This window comes from Paraburkholderia diazotrophica, from assembly GCF_900108945.1.
Classification (GTDB): domain Bacteria; phylum Pseudomonadota; class Gammaproteobacteria; order Burkholderiales; family Burkholderiaceae; genus Paraburkholderia; species Paraburkholderia diazotrophica.
The window spans coordinates 1-16,440 of the sequence record NZ_FNYE01000070.1; the positions used below are offsets into that span (position 1 = coordinate 1).

General features: G+C 62.6%; 16 protein-coding genes and 1 pseudogene. 8 read left to right on the top strand and 9 right to left on the bottom strand.

What is annotated here, in order from left to right; all coding sequences use genetic code 11:
* The coding region (locus BMW76_RS38700) for an alpha/beta hydrolase family protein (RefSeq protein WP_143062447.1) at positions 1-537 on the top strand (537 nt) is incomplete at its 5' end.
* Between the two features lie 575 nt (positions 538-1,112).
* On the opposite strand, the gene BMW76_RS38705 is transcribed toward BMW76_RS38700, so the two are convergent.
* From BMW76_RS38705 to BMW76_RS38720, 4 genes are all read right to left on the bottom strand, one after another.
* A complete protein-coding gene (locus BMW76_RS38705; RefSeq protein ID WP_090873983.1) occupies positions 1,113-2,336 on the bottom strand; it encodes an MFS transporter in 1,224 nt (407 codons plus the stop codon).
* A gap of 110 nt (positions 2,337-2,446) precedes the next feature.
* Positions 2,447-3,280: a shikimate dehydrogenase family protein gene (locus BMW76_RS38710; RefSeq protein ID WP_090873984.1), complete on the bottom strand. Its 834-nt coding sequence runs from the start codon at positions 3,278-3,280 to the stop codon at positions 2,447-2,449.
* Between the two features lie 28 nt (positions 3,281-3,308).
* Complete coding sequence (locus tag BMW76_RS38715) at positions 3,309-4,700, bottom strand: MFS transporter (protein WP_090873985.1); 1,392 nt, start codon at positions 4,698-4,700, stop codon at positions 3,309-3,311.
* Between the two features lie 703 nt (positions 4,701-5,403).
* A complete protein-coding gene (locus BMW76_RS38720; RefSeq protein WP_407669084.1) occupies positions 5,404-6,309 on the bottom strand; it encodes a LysR family transcriptional regulator in 906 nt (301 codons plus the stop codon).
* Positions 6,310-6,414: 105 nt separating this feature from the next.
* Between BMW76_RS38720 and BMW76_RS38725 the strand changes: the two genes are divergently transcribed.
* Genes BMW76_RS38725 through aroQ form a run of 6 tightly spaced genes read left to right on the top strand, consistent with a single transcriptional unit; the run spans position 6,415 to position 10,751 of the window.
* Positions 6,415-7,365 (top strand): ketopantoate reductase family protein, encoded by a 951-nt coding sequence (locus BMW76_RS38725; RefSeq protein WP_090873987.1) that lies wholly within the window; start codon positions 6,415-6,417, stop codon positions 7,363-7,365.
* On the top strand, positions 7,362-7,754 hold the full coding sequence (locus BMW76_RS38730) for a VOC family protein (protein ID WP_090873988.1): 393 nt from the start codon (positions 7,362-7,364) through the stop codon (positions 7,752-7,754). The genes BMW76_RS38725 and BMW76_RS38730 overlap by 4 nt, the downstream gene beginning before the upstream one ends.
* A 2-nt stretch (positions 7,755-7,756) precedes the next feature.
* On the top strand, positions 7,757-8,215 hold the full coding sequence (locus BMW76_RS38735) for a MaoC family dehydratase (protein WP_090873989.1): 459 nt from the start codon (positions 7,757-7,759) through the stop codon (positions 8,213-8,215).
* Positions 8,215-9,426: a CaiB/BaiF CoA transferase family protein gene (locus tag BMW76_RS38740; RefSeq protein WP_090873990.1), complete on the top strand. Its 1,212-nt coding sequence runs from the start codon at positions 8,215-8,217 to the stop codon at positions 9,424-9,426. The genes BMW76_RS38735 and BMW76_RS38740 overlap by 1 nt, the downstream gene beginning before the upstream one ends.
* Before the next feature lie 28 nt (positions 9,427-9,454).
* The gene (aroE, locus tag BMW76_RS38745; RefSeq protein WP_090873991.1) at positions 9,455-10,288 is read left to right on the top strand and encodes a shikimate dehydrogenase; all 834 of its coding nucleotides are present in this window, start codon (positions 9,455-9,457) and stop codon (positions 10,286-10,288) included.
* A gap of 19 nt (positions 10,289-10,307) precedes the next feature.
* Positions 10,308-10,751, top strand: a complete 444-nt coding sequence (gene aroQ, locus BMW76_RS38750; RefSeq protein ID WP_090873992.1) for a type II 3-dehydroquinate dehydratase — start codon at positions 10,308-10,310, stop codon at positions 10,749-10,751.
* Positions 10,752-11,296: 545 nt separating this feature from the next.
* On the opposite strand, the gene BMW76_RS38760 is transcribed toward aroQ, so the two are convergent.
* The 5 genes and pseudogenes from BMW76_RS38760 to BMW76_RS38780 form a co-directional block, all read right to left on the bottom strand.
* Complete coding sequence (locus BMW76_RS38760; RefSeq protein WP_090873994.1) at positions 11,297-11,503, bottom strand: YbdD/YjiX family protein; 207 nt, start codon at positions 11,501-11,503, stop codon at positions 11,297-11,299.
* A 12-nt stretch (positions 11,504-11,515) separates the two neighbouring features.
* Positions 11,516-11,914: pseudogene (locus BMW76_RS38765) on the bottom strand (carbon starvation protein A); the annotation flags it as partial.
* Positions 11,915-12,064: 150 nt separating this feature from the next.
* A complete protein-coding gene (locus tag BMW76_RS38770) occupies positions 12,065-12,802 on the bottom strand; it encodes an ABC transporter ATP-binding protein (protein WP_090873995.1) in 738 nt (245 codons plus the stop codon).
* A gap of 36 nt (positions 12,803-12,838) precedes the next feature.
* Positions 12,839-13,858 carry a taurine ABC transporter substrate-binding protein gene (locus BMW76_RS38775; RefSeq protein WP_090873996.1) on the bottom strand — a complete coding sequence of 340 codons (1,020 nt, stop codon included), beginning with the start codon at positions 13,856-13,858 and terminating at the stop codon, positions 12,839-12,841.
* 23 nt (positions 13,859-13,881) lie between these two features.
* Positions 13,882-14,706, bottom strand: coding sequence for an ABC transporter permease (locus tag BMW76_RS38780; RefSeq protein WP_245763572.1), 825 nt, complete (start codon positions 14,704-14,706; stop codon positions 13,882-13,884).
* 1,045 nt (positions 14,707-15,751) lie between these two features.
* On the opposite strand from BMW76_RS38780, the gene BMW76_RS38785 reads away from it, so the two are divergent.
* Positions 15,752-16,440: thiamine pyrophosphate-binding protein (locus BMW76_RS38785; RefSeq protein ID WP_245763573.1), on the top strand; the 689-nt coding region annotated here is incomplete at its 3' end.

Consider the following 16,440-nt stretch of genomic DNA (forward strand, 5'->3'; position numbering starts at 1 on the left):
CTTGCGGCGGCGAATGTCGCCACATTGCGCTACCAGTTTCCGTACATGGAGCGGGGCTCCAAGCGGGTGGACTCGCCGGCCGTGGCGCATGCTGCCGTGCAGGCAGCCGTCGCAGAGGCCCGCCGGCGGCTGCCAGCCCTGCCGCTCTTCGCCGGCGGCAGGTCGTACGGCGGCCGCATGACGTCCCAGGCCCAAGCCATCTCCCCGCTCGACGGTGTGCGTGGCCTCGCTTTCGTCGCGTTCCCGCTGCACCCGGCGGGCGCGCCCGGCGTGGAGCGGGCACGGCACCTGGCGGACGTCACGGTGCCGATTCTCTTCCTGCAGGGCACGCGCGACAAGCTGGCCGAGCTTCACCTGCTGAGGTCGGTCGTCGGGACGCTGGGGCCACGCGCCACGCTGCATGTGGTGGACGACGCAGATCATTCGTTCCACGTGCGCGCATCCTCCGGCCGGACCGACGCGGAGGTCGTGCTCGAACTGGCACGAACGATGTCGGCGTGGTTCTTCGCCGAAGGAGAGTTCGTGCCCGTTACCTGAGCAAGCACAGGAATGCAGGAATGCTTGTAGCACAGTCGGGACGGCGAGCCGGCGAATCCGCCGTGCTGCACTCGCCCGCTCAAACCCTTCGCCATCCGCAGATGGTCTGTCGCATAGCCACGATAAGCGACGCCTGTCGCGTCAGCGACGTTTTCCCAGTGCCGAGTGAGTGAATTTCTCAGATCCGCCTGCGGTGATCCGCTGATTTGGCCGCCGTCGATCCGTGAATGACCGAATGACCGCTTAGGGATGCGGGCGTAACCAGACTGGCGGAGCGTCGAACGACGCGCATTGGCCGGTCACTGCCCGACCTGGTCGCCCGAAACCGACCCGCTACGGACATAGATCCCGTCGTCACTTGTACGGCAGCTTTCGCCCTCAAAAGAGACAATCGTTCAAGGGCGCCCGGGTCCGAACCGAAGATTAGCAAATCAGGCGGATGTGAAGAGCAATGCGCTCGGCAGGAAGCGACCCACCAGCGAGGCGGAGATGATCGGGGACGTTCGACTTCAGGTTTGCGGGCGACATCCTAATTTTTCGTTGCTCGCAAGCCAAAGGTACATGTCGGCCTGTGCCTACTCTGACCTGACTGGAACAGCCGCAGACCGCGAACTCAACCGGCCAGGATCCTCGAGCCTGGGCAACCAGGCGAACGCGATGGCCATCAGCGCCGATCCGGCGACGAGCATCGGGACGACCATAGGCCACGCACCAAGCCGGTAATGCGGATCGACGAAGGCCGACGCGGTCTGTCCCGCGCAGAAAGCGGCGCACATCATGATGAAGCCGGACCACGACACCGCACGTCCCGCGAGGTGCGGCAGGCCACCCACCGCACCGGCCTGTCCGCAAGGCTGGTGGATGCCGTGTCCCAGGCAATAAACCCCGTGGCCCAGCAGCAGCGGCCACGCGCTGCCGGGCAGCAGCCAGCAGCCGAGCCCCTGAATGACCGCCCCTGAAAGGCTTAGCATCGCGCCTTGGCGCACTGTCCGCAAAACGCCGTGGCGATACAGCAGACGCCTGCATCCCATGGTGCTCAGCATGTAGACGAGCGAGCCGCCAGCGGGTATCCAGCCATATAGCTCCGGCGACAGGCCAAGGTACCCGATATAGACCATCGGCGAAAGCAACAGAAAGCAGAACATGCCGCAGTAGGTGACGGCAGCCAGCAGCGCCCACGCGCGGAATTCGGGACTATCGAAGATCTCGCGGACGCCGCCGGCCGGCGTCCGCGCCGCTTCCGTGCGGTGAACGGTTTCCCCGAAGCCGCGCCAGCACGCCACGCACAGCACAAGCGCGTACAGGCTCATGACCGCGAGCACCCAGCGCCAGCCGACATGCTGCGCAATATAGGCGCCGGCGATCGGCGCAGTCAGTGCTGTCGCGCCCAGCCCCGTGAGTCCGCGAGCCATCACATGTGGCCCTTCGCTGGCGGGATACAGGTCGCGCACGGCCGCGCGCGCACACACGAGAATGGCCGCCATCGCCAGCCCCTGGAACGCGCGGGCCGCCGTCAGCATCGACGCACTCGGCGCGAGCGCACCGGCCAGCGCAGCGACGGCGTATCCCGCGAGGCCCGCGAGCAGCGTCGGCCGACGTCCATAGCGGTCGGCCAGGCTGCCCATCGGCAACTGCCCCATGCCGAACGCGAGCGCGAACACCGTGAGGCTGGTGCTGGCTGAACCGAGCGCCGTCGCGATCGCAGGCAGCGCCGGCAGATAACTGTCGGTCGCGACTGGCTGCGCAGCCAGCAGGAACGGGAGAAGCAATGCAAAACTCAACGGGCCGCGGCGGCTCATGCAGGCATGTCCTGAAGCAGATCCCTCACGCGGCCAACCATCGCGACGATTTCGCCAAAGCTGCAGCCGCCATACGAAGCATTCATCGACAAACCCGGTATCAAGGTGACTCAGTACGCGATGGTCGCGGTGCGCCGCAGTTCTTCGGCAGTGGCGCTGCCAAAGCCGAAGAACTCCAGATACGCCGGAATCATTTCGAACAGCATGTCGGTGCCCACCTGCACTTCGCAGCCCTTCTCGCGTGCCGCACGCAGGAATGGCGTGTACTCCGACTTCATCACGACCTCGCCGACAAAGCAGCCTGGCGCAATGCGCGTGACATCGAAGGGCAACGGATCATCGGCCCTCATGCCGAGCGGTGTCGCATTCACCACGACCTCGAAGCCATCGGGATCGTGCGAGCCGGTGCTGACCTTCAGTGCCGGATAGTGCTCGCGCAGTCGCCGCGCGAGTCCTTCGGCCGATTCGGAGCGCGTGTCGTACAGCGCCAGTTCGCCAACGCCCGCCGCCGCCAGCGACGCGGCAATCGCCGAACCGACACCGCCTGCGCCCGACACCAGCACGCGCGCGCCTGCCAGCCGGCGGCCTTTGCGCAACACACCGCGCACGAAACCCGCGCCGTCGAACTGGTCGCCCAGCAGCGTGCCATCGGGACGTTTGAGCACCGCGTTGCACGCGCCGGCGATGTGCACGGCGGGTGTGACTTCATCGACGAGTCGAACCGTCGTCACCTTATGCGGCATGGTGATGAGCGCGCCGTGCAGGTTCGTGAACCGGAAGATCGACGCGAAGCTCTGCTCATAGTCCTCGATCTTGACGCCCATCGGCACGACCACCGCGTCGATGCCTTTCTGCTCGAACCAGGGGTTGTAGATCATCGGCGACTTGAAGCTCTCGGTCGGATAGCCGATGTGTGCAATGAGGGTGGTCTTTCCGGAAATCATGGCGGGGGTTTGCTCTCTCAGAGGACGTTCAGGCACGCGCGGTGAAGGCCAGTGCCCGCAGGCGGTCGTACTCGGCCTTGTCCACCGCATGCGCGTCTGGCTGGCCCAGTTCGCTCATATGCACTCGATACGTTTCACGGGCACTGAACGCGGCCAGCGCGGCGATCACCGTGATGCCGAACGCGAGCGCGCCGACGGTGAACCAGATGTTGGTGGCTCCCGGCGGCGCGACGGCCGTGAAGAGCGCCGGCAGCATCGCCGTGATGGCCGTGCCGATGTTCTGCGCGATCGCCATCGCCGAAACACGCGTGCGGGTCGGGAACAGTTCGGGATAGAAGCTAGGGAACACCGCGTTGTAGCCCTGATAGACCACGCCCCACATCAGCAACGACATCACGAAAGCGAGCGGCACGTTGTGGATGCTGATCGCGCACAGGTAAGCGAAGGCGAGCAGGCCCGACAGCAGCGAACCGATGATGATCGGCGGCTTGCGGCCGATCTTGTCGGAGAGGTTGCCGACATACGGAATCACCACCACGGCGACGATGTTGCCCACGACAGGAATCCACAGATAGACGTCCTTGGCGAACCCGATACCGTAGGCCGGCTGCACCGCGTAGGCCGCGCCGAAGATGGTCGCCACCACGGGAATCACGTTCATCAGCGCCATGCACACGACGCGCAGCATGTTCGGCGTGCTGTACTGGAACGCATCGATCACGGGCGAGCGAGGACGCGCCTGACGTTGCCCTTCTTCAGTGAAGGCAGGCGTCTCGTCGACCTTACGGCGAATGATCCAGCCCGCGATGATGACCACGAAGCTCAGCAGGAAGGGAATGCGCCAGCCCCACACGTTGAACTGCTCGGCGGGCATGTAGTGCGCGAGCGGCAGGAAGACGGCCGCCGCCAGGATCTGCCCCGCCTGCACGCCTTGCAGCGTGAAGCTGGAGAAGAAGCCGCGCCGGCCGAACGGCGCATGCTCGAGGATCATCGAACTCGCGCCGGAAATTTCGCCGGCCACGGCAAAGCCCTGAAGCAGGCGCAGAACCACAAGCAGCACGGGCGCGAGCAGTCCGACCCGATCGTAGGTCGGCAGCAGGCCGACTCCGATCGTCGAAAAGCCCATGAGGAACATGCACCACAGCAATACGTTCTTGCGGCCGTGCGTATCGCCGAGGTGCCCGAGTACGAAGGCGCCGATCGGCCGCGCGACATAACCCACACCGTAGGTCGCGAGCGAAGCGACGATCGCGGTCGTCGCATTGCCCTTTGGAAAAAAGATCTGCGGAAAGATCAGCGCAGACGCAGTGGCATAGATGAAGAAGTCGTAGTATTCGAGCGCCGAGCCGATCCAGCCGCTCGCTGCGGCTTTCTTCGACTGATGCCTGCCTTGAGGCTCGTGGTCCGTGTCTGCCTTCATGGATGTCTCCGGATTATGTGGTAGGGCGACTGACCGATGTCGCCTGATGGATCGCAGAGTAGTCCCATGCAACGACGTGACACAATGGCGACACGCGCGCGCGCGTTCGATCATCGCGCATGCGCGCGCGATTGCCGAACGTTCCAAGGGTTTCTCCGGGTGCCGGCATGCGTCGGCGACGTTGAGCGATGGGGGCGTCCTGGGCGGCTCGTGGTCAGAGACGATTTATGGACGAAGCGGCCCGTGCGCAAGCCACCGGCGCAGGTTGTGGCCGTTTATGCGCGCCGCGTTCTTAACGCTTTTAATCGCTCAAACGATTTGCCGCCAGTTCGAATTCACCGCGGCGGCGGAATGCCTGCGATGCGAGTCAACACGCGTGCGAAAGTCACCTACGGCTGTCATGAGATGCTTACCCACGGGCGCCCGGGCGTTACTTGTTGGCTGCAATGTCCGCGTCAGTGTCTCGGGCGATTTTCCGACCGTGCGCAGACGTGTGACACGCACCCGCGCACCGGTCTTCAGGCGCCAGCGGTGTAACGCATGTGCTTCACTTGCGCTTGCCCGGCAAGGACCGGTATCGGCACCGCTCGACCCGGAGCATCAACGCTTTTCCCCACTGTCATTAATGTGGAGTAGGACGCCCTGCTCCCCCAGACTCGGAACCGCCGTGCCATTTTTATGGGGTCGACTGAAAGCACCCCGCTCAGCGCGAACTGCCGAACAACTGCATCACCACGCCACGCAGCCAGCGGTTTCCCGCCTCGTGGTGGTACCGCGCATGCCAGTGTTGCCGCACGGCGAAGCCTTCAACCGGGATCGGACACGCGTGGATGGCGAGATCATTCGCTTGCGCCAGCGTTTCGCCGATGTGACGCGGCAACGTGGCGATCAGGTCAGTCGTCTGGATGATCGTCCCCAACCCCAGGAAACCGGGCAACTCCAGCACGACATCACGTTCGATCCGCTCGCGCGCCAGCGCCTGTTCGAGAAGCTGCGCGCCCGTACCTGACTCGATGACGACATGCCCTTCCGTGCGATATTGCTTCGCCCCAAGCCGGGCGCGCAGCCTCGGATGATGTCGATTGGTCAGACATACCCAATCCTGCTGATAAAGCTGCTGCTGGTAGATGCCGCCGCCTAGCCAGGGCACATAGCCGATCGCAAGATCCGCCTCGCCGGACTCCAGCGCGCGCTCGGTATTGCCGTCGATGCTCGCCGCCTCCAGCCTGATACCCGGCGCCTGCGCGCGCACGTGCGCGAGCAGTCTCGGCAGCAGCGTGATGTGGCTTGCGTCCGTCATGCAGATGCGGAACCGCCGCTGCGCGGTCGCGGGATCGAACGCAATTTCCCACGCGACGAAACGACGTAGCGATTCGAGAATCTCCCGGCACGGCCCGATCAGTGCGTCGGCCTGCGGCGTCGGCGCCATGCCTCCCGGCGTGCGGATGAACAGCGGGTCCTGCAGACAGTCGCGCAATCGTCCAAGCCAGATGCTGATCGTCGGCTGACTCTGGCCGAGCTGTTCCGCGACGCGGGTCACGCTGCGGGCATCGTAGAGAAGGTCAAAAAGCTGAAGCAGCTTCAGGTCGGGCAGATCGGTCGGCAGCATGGCGTGACGTGCTTTATTGTCCATCGCAATGACGTCATTGTAGCCATTGCATTGTCAGTATGAGCGGCAATACCTATCGTGCCTCTACACGTCAAGGAGATGCAGATGAAGATTGCAATTCTGGGGGCCGGCGCGCTGGGCTGCGCGATTGGCGCCGCGCTCACCGAAGGCGGCCACGAAACCTGGCTGCTGGACCGCTCGCCCACGCACGTCGAAGCGATGCGCCGCAATGGCCTGCAAGTCGACGACGCCGCCGGTTCCCGGCGCGTCAAGGTGCGCGCCGCAACCCAGGCCGCCGAAATCGGCGCTGTTGAGCTCGTCGTCGTGCTGGTCAAGTCGTTTCATACCGACGCGGCCATGCGCGGCGCGCTCGATCTGGTCGGTCCCGAAACGCTGGTGCTGTCGTTGCAGAACGGCCTTGGACACGAAGACGTGCTCGCCGACATCGTCGGCCGCGAGCGCGTGCTGGCCGGCAAGACCTACGTCGGCGGCGTGCTGCGCGGTCCGGGGCATGTCGAGTCCGGCGTAAAGGGCAAACCCACCTACATCGGCGAACTCGACGGCCGTATCACGTCCCGCGTGCAGACCATCGCCGATGCGTTCAACAGCACAGGTTTGCTCACCACGGTCAGCGACAACATCGTCGGCACGATGTGGGACAAGCTGCTCATCAACGTCGCGACGGGCGCGCTAACGGGCATCACCAGCCTCACCTACGGACAGCTCTATGACGAGCCGCTGTTGAAAGCGACCGCGCTCGCGGCTGCCGGCGAGGCGATCGCGGTTGCACACGCCTCCGATGTGAAGCTATCGATGCAGGACCCCGAGCAGGCCTGGACGCTCGCCGCCGAAGGATTGCCCGCCGCGTTCAAGACCTCGATGCTGCAAAGCCTCGAAAAAGGCTCGGTCACGGAAATCGACTTCATCAACGGGTCCGTCGTGCGCTGGGGACAGCGGCTCGGCGTGCCGACGCCGGTCAACGCAACGCTCGTCGCTTGCGTCAAGGGCATCGAACGCGCGATGAGCGACCGTCAACGTATGGAGGCCGAGGCATGAACGGGACCAAAGCCTATCTGGAGCATGTCGCCATCTGGGTGAAGGACATTCAGTGGCATATCCGCTTTTTCGAAGAAGTCCTCTGCATGACGATGCGCGAGGTCGACGGCACGCCCGAAGCGCCGCGGCAGTACTGGACGCTCGGCGGCCTGCAGTTCATCCATGCCCCGCTGCATGACGGCCCCGAGGGCCGGCTCGCCCATCTGGGCGTGATGTGCGAAGACCTGGAAGCCGCACTTATCGCGGCCAAAGCGTACGGCGTCAGCGAAATGCCGCAGGGACGCAACTGGCTGCGCCTGCCCGATGGCCTCGCCGTCGAATTGATTCAGGCAAAGCCCGCGTCGTGTGTCGCACAGGCGCTGAAGATCAATCCGCGCGCGGAGGCATGAGCATGACGATCGTCGAAAAATACTGGGACGATGCGAGCGAAGGCGACGAATGCATCAGCCCGAATTACACGGTGACTAGAGAACGCATCCTCTCGTACGCCGATCTCACTGGCGACCATACGCCCGTGCACGTCGATGTAGCGTATGCGAACGCGAGCCACTTCGGCAGCATCGTCGCGCACGGACTGTTCGGGCTGTCGATCGCCGATGGCTTGAAGACGCAAAGCGACTATCGCTTTCTACCGGGCATTTCGCTCGGCTGGACGTGGGACTTTCTCCTGCCGATCAGGCTCAACGACGTGCTGCACGTGAAGTTCCGCGTCGGCGCGGTGCGGCCGAGCAAGAGCCGTCCTGGCTGGGGCATCGTCGTGTTGCCTTCGGAACTGGTCAATCAGGATGGGCAGGTGGTTCAACGCGGGGAGCATCGCCTGATGGTGCCGCGTCGGCCGGGAGCGTTCTGATGCAGGCCCGTCCTCTCGAAGGCATTCGCGTTGTCGATTACAGCCATTTTCTTGCCGGTCCTTATGTCGGCCGATGCCTCGCGGCGCTGGGCGCCGAAGTCATCAAGGTCGAACGTCCCGGCAGCGGCGACGCCGGACGCCAGCATGCCACCGTGCTCGACGATCAGCAAAGCGGCTACTTCCTGCAACTCAACATGGGCAAGCGCGGCGTCAGCGTCGACATGAAAGACCCGCGCGGAATGGAGTTCATGCGGCGTCTGTGCGATTCGGCCGATGTGTTCGTCGAGAACTACCGGCCGGGCGCACTGGAAAAGCTGGGGCTTGGTTATGCGGAGTTGTCGAAGCGCAATCCGGGTCTCGTCTACTGCTCGATATCGGCCTACGGTCACTCGGGACCGGACGCGCATCGTGCGGGCTTCGGCCTGATTGCGGAAGCGAAGAGCGGCATCATGCAGATGGTCGGCACGCCCGGCGAGCCGCCGCCGCTCTTGCGCATCTCGCTGGGCGACATGTACACGGGCATTCACGCGGTGGCAGCGATCAACGCGGCGCTGCTCGGCCGCATGAAGAGCGGCCGCGGCCAGCACATCGACATGGCTCTTTATGACACGCTCGTCTCGATGCACGAATACGCGGTGCAGTGCTACACGCTGCGCGGCGTTCTGCCAGAGCAGACGGGACACGACATGCCGACGTCGACGCTCTACGGCGTCTTCCGCGCCGCCGATGGCGACCTGGTGATCGCGGCCCAGGTCGACGAGGCATGGAAGCGCTTTGCTGCGCTCGTCGAGTCGCACGGCGGCCCGGCCGGCTTCGGCACCGACACGCGATTCCACGATAGCGTAGGCCGCAACACGCATCGCACGGAAATCCTTTCCGTCGTTCAGCCGTGGGTTGCCGCGCGCCCGGTCGCGCAGATTCTGAGCCTGCTGGATGGCATCGACGTGCCGTGTGCGAAGGTGCAGCGCATCGACGAAGTTCTCGCCGATCCGCAGATTCACGCACGCGGCATGGTAGTCGAGCAGCAGCATCCGCGATATGGGACGCTGCGCCTGCCCAACCTGCCGTTCCGCTTCTCCGAATGCGACACGACGATCCGCGAAGTCGCGCCCGATCTTGGCCAGCACAACGCGGACGTCGCGCAATCGCTCGGCTTCTCTGTTGCCGAGATCGACGCGATGCAGACGGAAGGCGTTCTTTATTCCAGATGAGTTCCAAGTGAGCTGAAGCGAGACCCTCATGACTGACCAGTATGCAGTGATCGGCAACCCGATCGGACACACGAAATCACCGCTGATTCATGGTCTTTTCGCCGACGAGACGAAACAGGACATGACCTATGCGGCCATCGAAGGTCCGCTCGAACCGGAAGGCGCGTTTGCCGACGTCGTGCGCGCGTTCGGCGCGTCGGGCGGCAAAGGGATGAATGTCACCGCGCCCTTCAAGCTCAAAGCCTTCGCGATGGCCGATGAGCGCAGCGAAAGGGCTTCGCTGGCGGGCGCTGCCAACGCATTGAAATTCGAAAACGGCCGGATCGTCGCTGAGAACTTCGACGGGATCGGACTCGTACGCGATATCGAGGTGAACCTCGGCGTGCCGCTCGAAGCCCAACGCGTGCTGATGCTCGGCGCGGGCGGTGCGGCCCGCGGCGCGCTACTGCCGTTTCTCGCGGCGCGCCCCGCCGAATTCGTCATCGCGAACCGGGACATCGCCAAAGCCAACGCGCTGATCGCAGACGCGGGCGCGCGTGGCTCAGTGCGCGCCTGCGCCTACGGCGATCTCGAGACGATGGGACGCTACGATCTGGTGGTCAACGCGACCTCCGCGAGTCTCACCGGCGACCTACCTCCCGTGCCGCCGACTGTCTTCAGTCCCGAAGGCACGGCCTATGAACTCGCCTACGGCAAGCGCCTCACGCCATTTCTGCGGCTCGCGCGCAATGTTGGCGTGCGCGGTATCGCAGACGGCGTGGGGATGCTGGTCGAGCAGGCAGCGGAAGCGTTCGCATGGTGGCGCGGCGTGCGTCCCCAGACGCGCGCCGTGATCGACAGGCTCACCGTGCCGCTAGATTGAACTTACGACGGAGACGCATATGAAGAAGGTCCTGATGCTTCACGGCATCAATCACAACATGTTCGGCAAGCGCGACCCTGTGCAATACGGGACGATCACGCTGGACGAGATCGATGGGCAATTGCAGTCACTCGGCAAAGAACTCGGCGTGCAGGTGGAATCGTTCCAGACGAATAGCGAAGCGGCGATGTGCGAGCGCATCCATCGCGCATTCGAGGAGCATCAGGACGCGGTGCTGATTAACGCCGGCGCGTGGACGCACTACAGCTACGGGATCCGCGATGCGCTGGCCATCCTCACATGTCCTGTCGTCGAACTGCACATGTCGAACATTCATGCGCGGGAGCCGTTCCGGCATCACTCGGTGTTCGCCGACATCGTCAAAGGGCAGATTTGCGGCTTCGGCGTTCAGGGTTATCTTCTCGCGCTGCGGGCAGTGGCCTCGGAAATCGTCCAGGTGTAAAACTGCATACGGGAGCCGGTATAGGGCTATTTCTGTATCTGGCGGTGGAAACTCGAATGGCTGGTCTTGTGCGTGGAGAGGACAGCTGGCTGTCCATTCGTGCATGCACCCGAATGACCGGAAGTGGGCCGGCAGCAGATCGACGGGTTGGGCTGCTGATGACGAACCAAAACGCGCCAAGTTGATGCGGGTACTTCTACGCCTGAAGAAAGCCGACAGCGGGCGCGCAAATCGGGCCGTGGTGACGCTGGCGATCTTCTACCTATATCTGCCGCACGGGCTCGACGCTCAGGCGTCTCCTGAATTTTAAAAAATTCGGTTCGCGTGGATTTGCCGCAAATTATCTGTGGGGTACGGACGGGATATAACGAGCCAATTTTCGGCGAAAACCTTGCTGGACAAGGCATCGCCGTCGCCGATCCGTTTAGCGGCGGCAAAGAAATTGAGTGTCGCCCCGCGCAGGGGCAACGCCCGCGCCGCGAGGCTCAGCGGATGCCCGCGGTAAGCCAGGCATACAAAAACTCAGCGCCCGCGGGCGGAAAACGTCAACAGCACTTCCCAACCCCACCCCCATATCTAGCCGCCTGCCGCTCGCGAAAGAACTCTTCGTAGCTCATCACAGCGCAGTCGGGATGCGACCGCTTCATATGTGAGACGTACGTGTCATAGTCGGGCAAGCCGACCATCAACCGCATGGCTTGCCCGAGATATCGCCCGTCGTTGCGCACATCATCGCTTAAACCAGAAAACATCGCACACCCCGCTCAACGAGTGCCACTCGCACGCTGCCCCGCAGGCAAAATTTCAAACGGTGTTTCAGACACCGTAGGCCGATCATCACGGCGTGCGCGCAGCACAGCAAGCGCCCCATACACGACGACACTCACAACGACGAAAATAAACACCCCAGCCAGCGCCGCATCGACATAGTCGTTGAACATGATCCGATGCATCTGCGCAAGCGACTTCGCGGGCGCGACGATCTTGCCTGCATCGGCGGCTTCGCCGAGTTTCGCGGCATGCGCGAGGAAACCAACCTTCGGATTTGCATCGAAAATCTTCTGCCATCCGGCCGCCATCGTGCAGATCAAAAGCCACACGGTCGGCATGAGAGTAACGCACGCGAATCGCTCGCGCTTCATCTTGAACAGCACCACCGTGCCGGCTTCATGGGTCTCCGAGGATCATCGTCAGCTGCTGTTGGAGATGGGCTGTCTCCGCAACGGTCGGTCAGGTTGGCGATGTTTGCGGCCTCGCTTTGTTCAGGACATCGAAATCATTTTCTTGGTGCACTGCTTTGGGGGTTGCTAATATCAATGCGCGAGAATGCCCATCGCGCGTTTTTTCAGTTCCAGAAAGTGAGGTTCGAACGCGACCTTCGGCGTGCGTGGCCGTTCCAGCTCGATCGGCACGTCGAGCGCGACCCGCCCCGGTCGCGCCGAAAGCACGACAAGACGCGTACCAAGAAAAATCGCTTCGTCGATGTCATGCGTGATGAACACGACCGTGCAGTGGAGTTGCTCCCACAGCTCCGTCAAAAAGGTTTGCATGGAGCTGCGAGTCTGCGCATCCAATGCGCCGAATGGCTCGTCCATCAGCAGCACCTTCGGCTTCATGACGAGAGCCCGCGCGATCGCCACGCGCTGCTGCATGCCGCCCGACAGTTCATAGGTTTTGTGCCGGGCGAAAGACTCGAGGCCGATGATCCGCAGGATGTCGGCCGAGTCCTTTCGGCGTTGCGCCTTGGGCACCGAATGCAGTGACGGCCCAAACTCGATGTTTTCTTCCACGCTGAGCCACGGAAACAAACCGGCCTGCTGAAACACGACGACACGATCGGCACCAGGCTGGTCCTTGATCTCCCCATCGATGTAGATGTTTCCCCGCGTGGGTGATGTCAGACCGGCAAGCAGGTGCAGCAAGGTGGTCTTTCCGCAGCCAGAGGCACCGAGCACGGTGACGAATTCGCCGCCGCGAAACTGCAGATTGATGTTTTCCAGTGCCGATGTGGCGCCGAATGTCTTGTAAAGGGAATCGATGACGATGTTCAAGTTCGTCTCCTGCTTGATGGCCAGATAGTCAACGGGTCAATGGGCAAAAGATTTGGAGTACTGTGGCGCGACATTCGAGTCGAAGTTCGCCGGCACCGACGGAATGCGGCCTATCATGTTGAGCACCTTGGCTGTATTCACAAGCGTCAGATAAGTTGCGGAGGTCTTGACGCCTGCGTCGAGGCCCATGACTTTCGGCGTGGTCTGGTCGGCGCCGGAGAACAGCTCGTAACCGGCAAGTTCACTCTTCGCAACGGGTACGGTCACGCCCGTCGCGCGCGCCATTTCAGCGAGCGCCTGGTCCCGGTTCTTCATCGTCACCTGGTAGCCCTGATCAAGAGCCGCGACGAAACCGCGGACCAGATCGGGATGCGCCTTCGCCCACTCCGCGTTGGCAATACAGACGTTATAGCTCGAAGCTTCTCGCGGCAGATCGCCATCGGTCTTGATTGCCTTGCCGCCGGCCGCGCGCAGCGCGCTGAATACCGGGTCCCAGACGATCGCCGCGTCAATCGCGCCCGTCACCCAGGATGTACGCATCTGAGGCGGCGCCATGTTGATCTGCGTGACCGACGAATATGGCACATGCGCAGCCGCGAGGAAGGTTGCCAGTTCGAAGGAGGCTTGAGAGCCCGCCACGATTGCGATCTTCTTGCCTTGCAGCGAAGCGACGTCATGGATGCCGCTGTCGGGCTTGACCACGATGCCGGCCGCATCCGTGTAGCGCTCCTGGTTGTACACGATCGTCATTGGCAAGCCCTGCGCGATGGCGGTCACGAGCGGCGGAACACCGAGGCCGCACATGAACGTGAGACTGTTCGACGCCAACGCGCTCATCGCCGCCGGGCCAGAACTGAAGAGCTTGTACTGGACGTCAGCGTTCATCTGGTGTTCGAACATATGCTCGGCCATTGACACCATGTACGGATCGGCGCCGTTATCCTCGTAGCCGATGATGACCTCGGGCTTGTTCTGCGAGTAAGCCGCGCCCGGAACAAGACAACTGCCGGCAAGCAAAGCCGCGGTGACACCGTAGACCCAATGCATGTTTTTCATTTTCGTCTCCTCCGATAAGCCGCTCAGTTATGTCCGCGCCACGGAACGACCAGATTTTCGATCTTTCGAATTACCAGTTCCATTGCATACCCGATCAACCCGATGATCACGATGCCGACGATCACGATGCCGACCTGCAGCGCCTGTCCGGCGAACTGCACGAGCCAACCCAGTCCGCTGCTCGCCGCGATCAGTTCCGCTGCAACAAGACACGTCCACGCCACGCCAATCCCCACGCGCATCGCGGTGAAGATCTCCGGCAACGCGGAAGGCAGAACGACCTTGCGGAAGATTTGCGCGTTGCTCGCACCTAGCGTGCGAGCCACCGAGATGCGTAATGGCGGCGTGCTTTTCACGCCCGACATGGTGCCGATGATGATGACGGGAATCGTGCCAACGAGAATCAGGATCGCTTTAGGCAATTCGCCGATGCCGAACCACACTACCAACAGCGGGATATACGCGAGCGGCGGAACGGGCCGGACGAACTGCAGCAAGGGATCGATGATGTCGAACACGATCTTGTTCCGCGACATCAGGAGTCCGATTGGAACACCGATCGCAATCGCGCCAACGAAGCCGATGATGATGCGAAAGCAACTAATCAGAACGTCGCTAATGAGCGTCTGCCCGCCATATCCATTGTGGACGATTTCGACGAAGGCCTGCCACACCGCCACCGGCGAGGGCAGCGCGAACGCAGGGAAGATTCCCGCCATCGATATCGCCTGCCAAAGCACGACGGATACCACGAGTACGGCAGTCGTTAACCAGTACGAATTCCATTTCCCGCGGGCGCGGCGGATCTTGATCACCGGCTCGATTGTCGAGTCGGCGGGATGCTTCATCGTCCTTGATAGTCTGGGTAAGGCTCTCACCGCCGTCTCCTCAGGTTGAAAAACAATGAGCACGCCAAGGAACACCTTTTGTTACCCGATTCGCACGCGCGGCGTACGATTGCGGCGTTGAACTGCCGCTCGGCAACTAGAAGTTCCGCGTCCCGTTTTGGAGTTCCGTCTCAAGTATAGTCAGCGGCTACCAGGACAGATTTCAGCTTCTCGCATTTCGCACTTGCGATCTCGCACGTTAAGTCAAGCATTCTCAATCAATAAAGCGTGTGGTAGTACCAGGCTAGAAGATCCGATGGGTCCAGTGCATGGTGAGCATTGTTCTTCGTTTTTTCGGGGTATCGGAAAATCAACTCGGTTTCTTCCGATTATTTCGACGGTCGCGTAGCCCGCAGCAAGGGCTCGACGCCTGCGCTCTTGTCGAGCTTGTTCGCGAAGCCGCTGTACAGACTGTCTCATCGCCAACGCTCACTCTGAATTACCTGGGCGACTCGGGCGGCTGGTATTGAATACCGGATGTTGTGTCTCGCGAGACTGGCTGTCGGGCCGGTCAACGTTCGGCCAGTTTGCAGAACTACGCATATTCCTTCGTCTACGGCCCGTTCGAGCAATCGCTCTCTTCCCGATCTGCCGATCGACGGCGAAGGGTCGATCCGCACGATACTCTCTCGCCCGCTGCCAGTTGCCTGTTCCTTGCGTGCGCGCAGGGTCGTGCGCCAGCAGCAACCCTGCTGAGTCATTGCAGAACAATCCGCGCGCTGGCCCAGGCGAAAGCTTCGCACTGGTGCTACCGCCTTCGACGGGCAAACCCTAACGTGTCGATAAATCTCGCCGCGTGCGACTTCCTCGCGCGACGGACGGCACCGGCTTTTCAGCAGCCCGCATGACCCAGTGCATCGGCGCTTGCCATCGTCGGTCATTTTGAAACAAAACGTTCCATTTCATTTCAAATTCGTGCAACGAAGACAGAATCCCTTGACCCGCATGGGGCGCCGAATAGCATTCGAGATACGGCATTCCGTCAAACGATAACCGGAGACAGTTGATGAACGAAAAGACCCCAACCCAGACGGCCATCGGTCCGCAGGCCATGACCCCGTCCGAAGCCTTTGTCGAAACGCTGGCCGCCAACGGCGTGACGGAGATGTTCGGCATCATGGGCTCGGCCTTCATGGACGCGATGGACATCTTCGCGCCCGCCGGCATCCGCCTGATTCCCGTCGTCCACGAACAGGGCGCCGGTCACATGGCCGACGGCTATGCGCGCGTCTCGGGCCGCCACGGCGTGGTCATCGGCCAGAACGGCCCCGGCATCAGCAACGCCGTCACCGCGATTGCCGCCGCCTACTGGGCGCACAGCCCCGTGGTCATCGTCACGCCCGAGGCGGGCACCATGGGCATCGGACTCGGCGGCTTCCAGGAAGCGAAGCAGCTGCCGATGTTCCAGGAGTTCACCAAATACCAGGGCCACGTCACGCATCCGGCACGCATGGCCGAATTCACGGGACGCTGCTTCGACCGCGCGATGGCCGAGATGGGGCCCACCCAGCTCAACATTCCGCGCGACTACTTCTACGGCCAGATCAGGGCCGAGATTCCGCAGCCGCAGCACCTCGATCGCGGCGCGGGCGGCGAGCAGAGCCTGAACGAAGCGGCCGAACTGCTCGCGCAGGCGAAGTTCCCCGTGATCATCTCCGGCGGCGGCGTGGTGATGGCCGACGCCCTCAGCGAATG

Excerpts from the sequence above, each read along its gene's own strand:
- BMW76_RS38705 (WP_090873983.1), bottom strand. The coding sequence starts at position 2,336 with ATGAGCCGCCGCGGCCCGTTGAGTTTTGCATTGCTTCTCCCGTTCCTG.
- BMW76_RS38710 (WP_090873984.1), bottom strand. The coding sequence starts at position 3,280 with ATGATTTCCGGAAAGACCACCCTCATTGCACACATCGGCTATCCGACC.
- BMW76_RS38715 (WP_090873985.1), bottom strand. The coding sequence starts at position 4,700 with ATGAAGGCAGACACGGACCACGAGCCTCAAGGCAGGCATCAGTCGAAG.
- BMW76_RS38720 (WP_407669084.1), bottom strand. The coding sequence starts at position 6,309 with ATGCTGCCGACCGATCTGCCCGACCTGAAGCTGCTTCAGCTTTTTGAC.
- BMW76_RS38725 (WP_090873987.1), top strand. The coding sequence starts at position 6,415 with ATGAAGATTGCAATTCTGGGGGCCGGCGCGCTGGGCTGCGCGATTGGC.
- BMW76_RS38730 (WP_090873988.1), top strand. The coding sequence starts at position 7,362 with ATGAACGGGACCAAAGCCTATCTGGAGCATGTCGCCATCTGGGTGAAG.
- BMW76_RS38735 (WP_090873989.1), top strand. The coding sequence starts at position 7,757 with ATGACGATCGTCGAAAAATACTGGGACGATGCGAGCGAAGGCGACGAA.
- BMW76_RS38740 (WP_090873990.1), top strand. The coding sequence starts at position 8,215 with ATGCAGGCCCGTCCTCTCGAAGGCATTCGCGTTGTCGATTACAGCCAT.
- aroE (WP_090873991.1), top strand. The coding sequence starts at position 9,455 with ATGACTGACCAGTATGCAGTGATCGGCAACCCGATCGGACACACGAAA.
- aroQ (WP_090873992.1), top strand. The coding sequence starts at position 10,308 with ATGAAGAAGGTCCTGATGCTTCACGGCATCAATCACAACATGTTCGGC.
- BMW76_RS38760 (WP_090873994.1), bottom strand. The coding sequence starts at position 11,503 with ATGTTTTCTGGTTTAAGCGATGATGTGCGCAACGACGGGCGATATCTC.
- BMW76_RS38775 (WP_090873996.1), bottom strand. The coding sequence starts at position 13,858 with ATGAAAAACATGCATTGGGTCTACGGTGTCACCGCGGCTTTGCTTGCC.
- BMW76_RS38780 (WP_245763572.1), bottom strand. The coding sequence starts at position 14,706 with ATGAAGCATCCCGCCGACTCGACAATCGAGCCGGTGATCAAGATCCGC.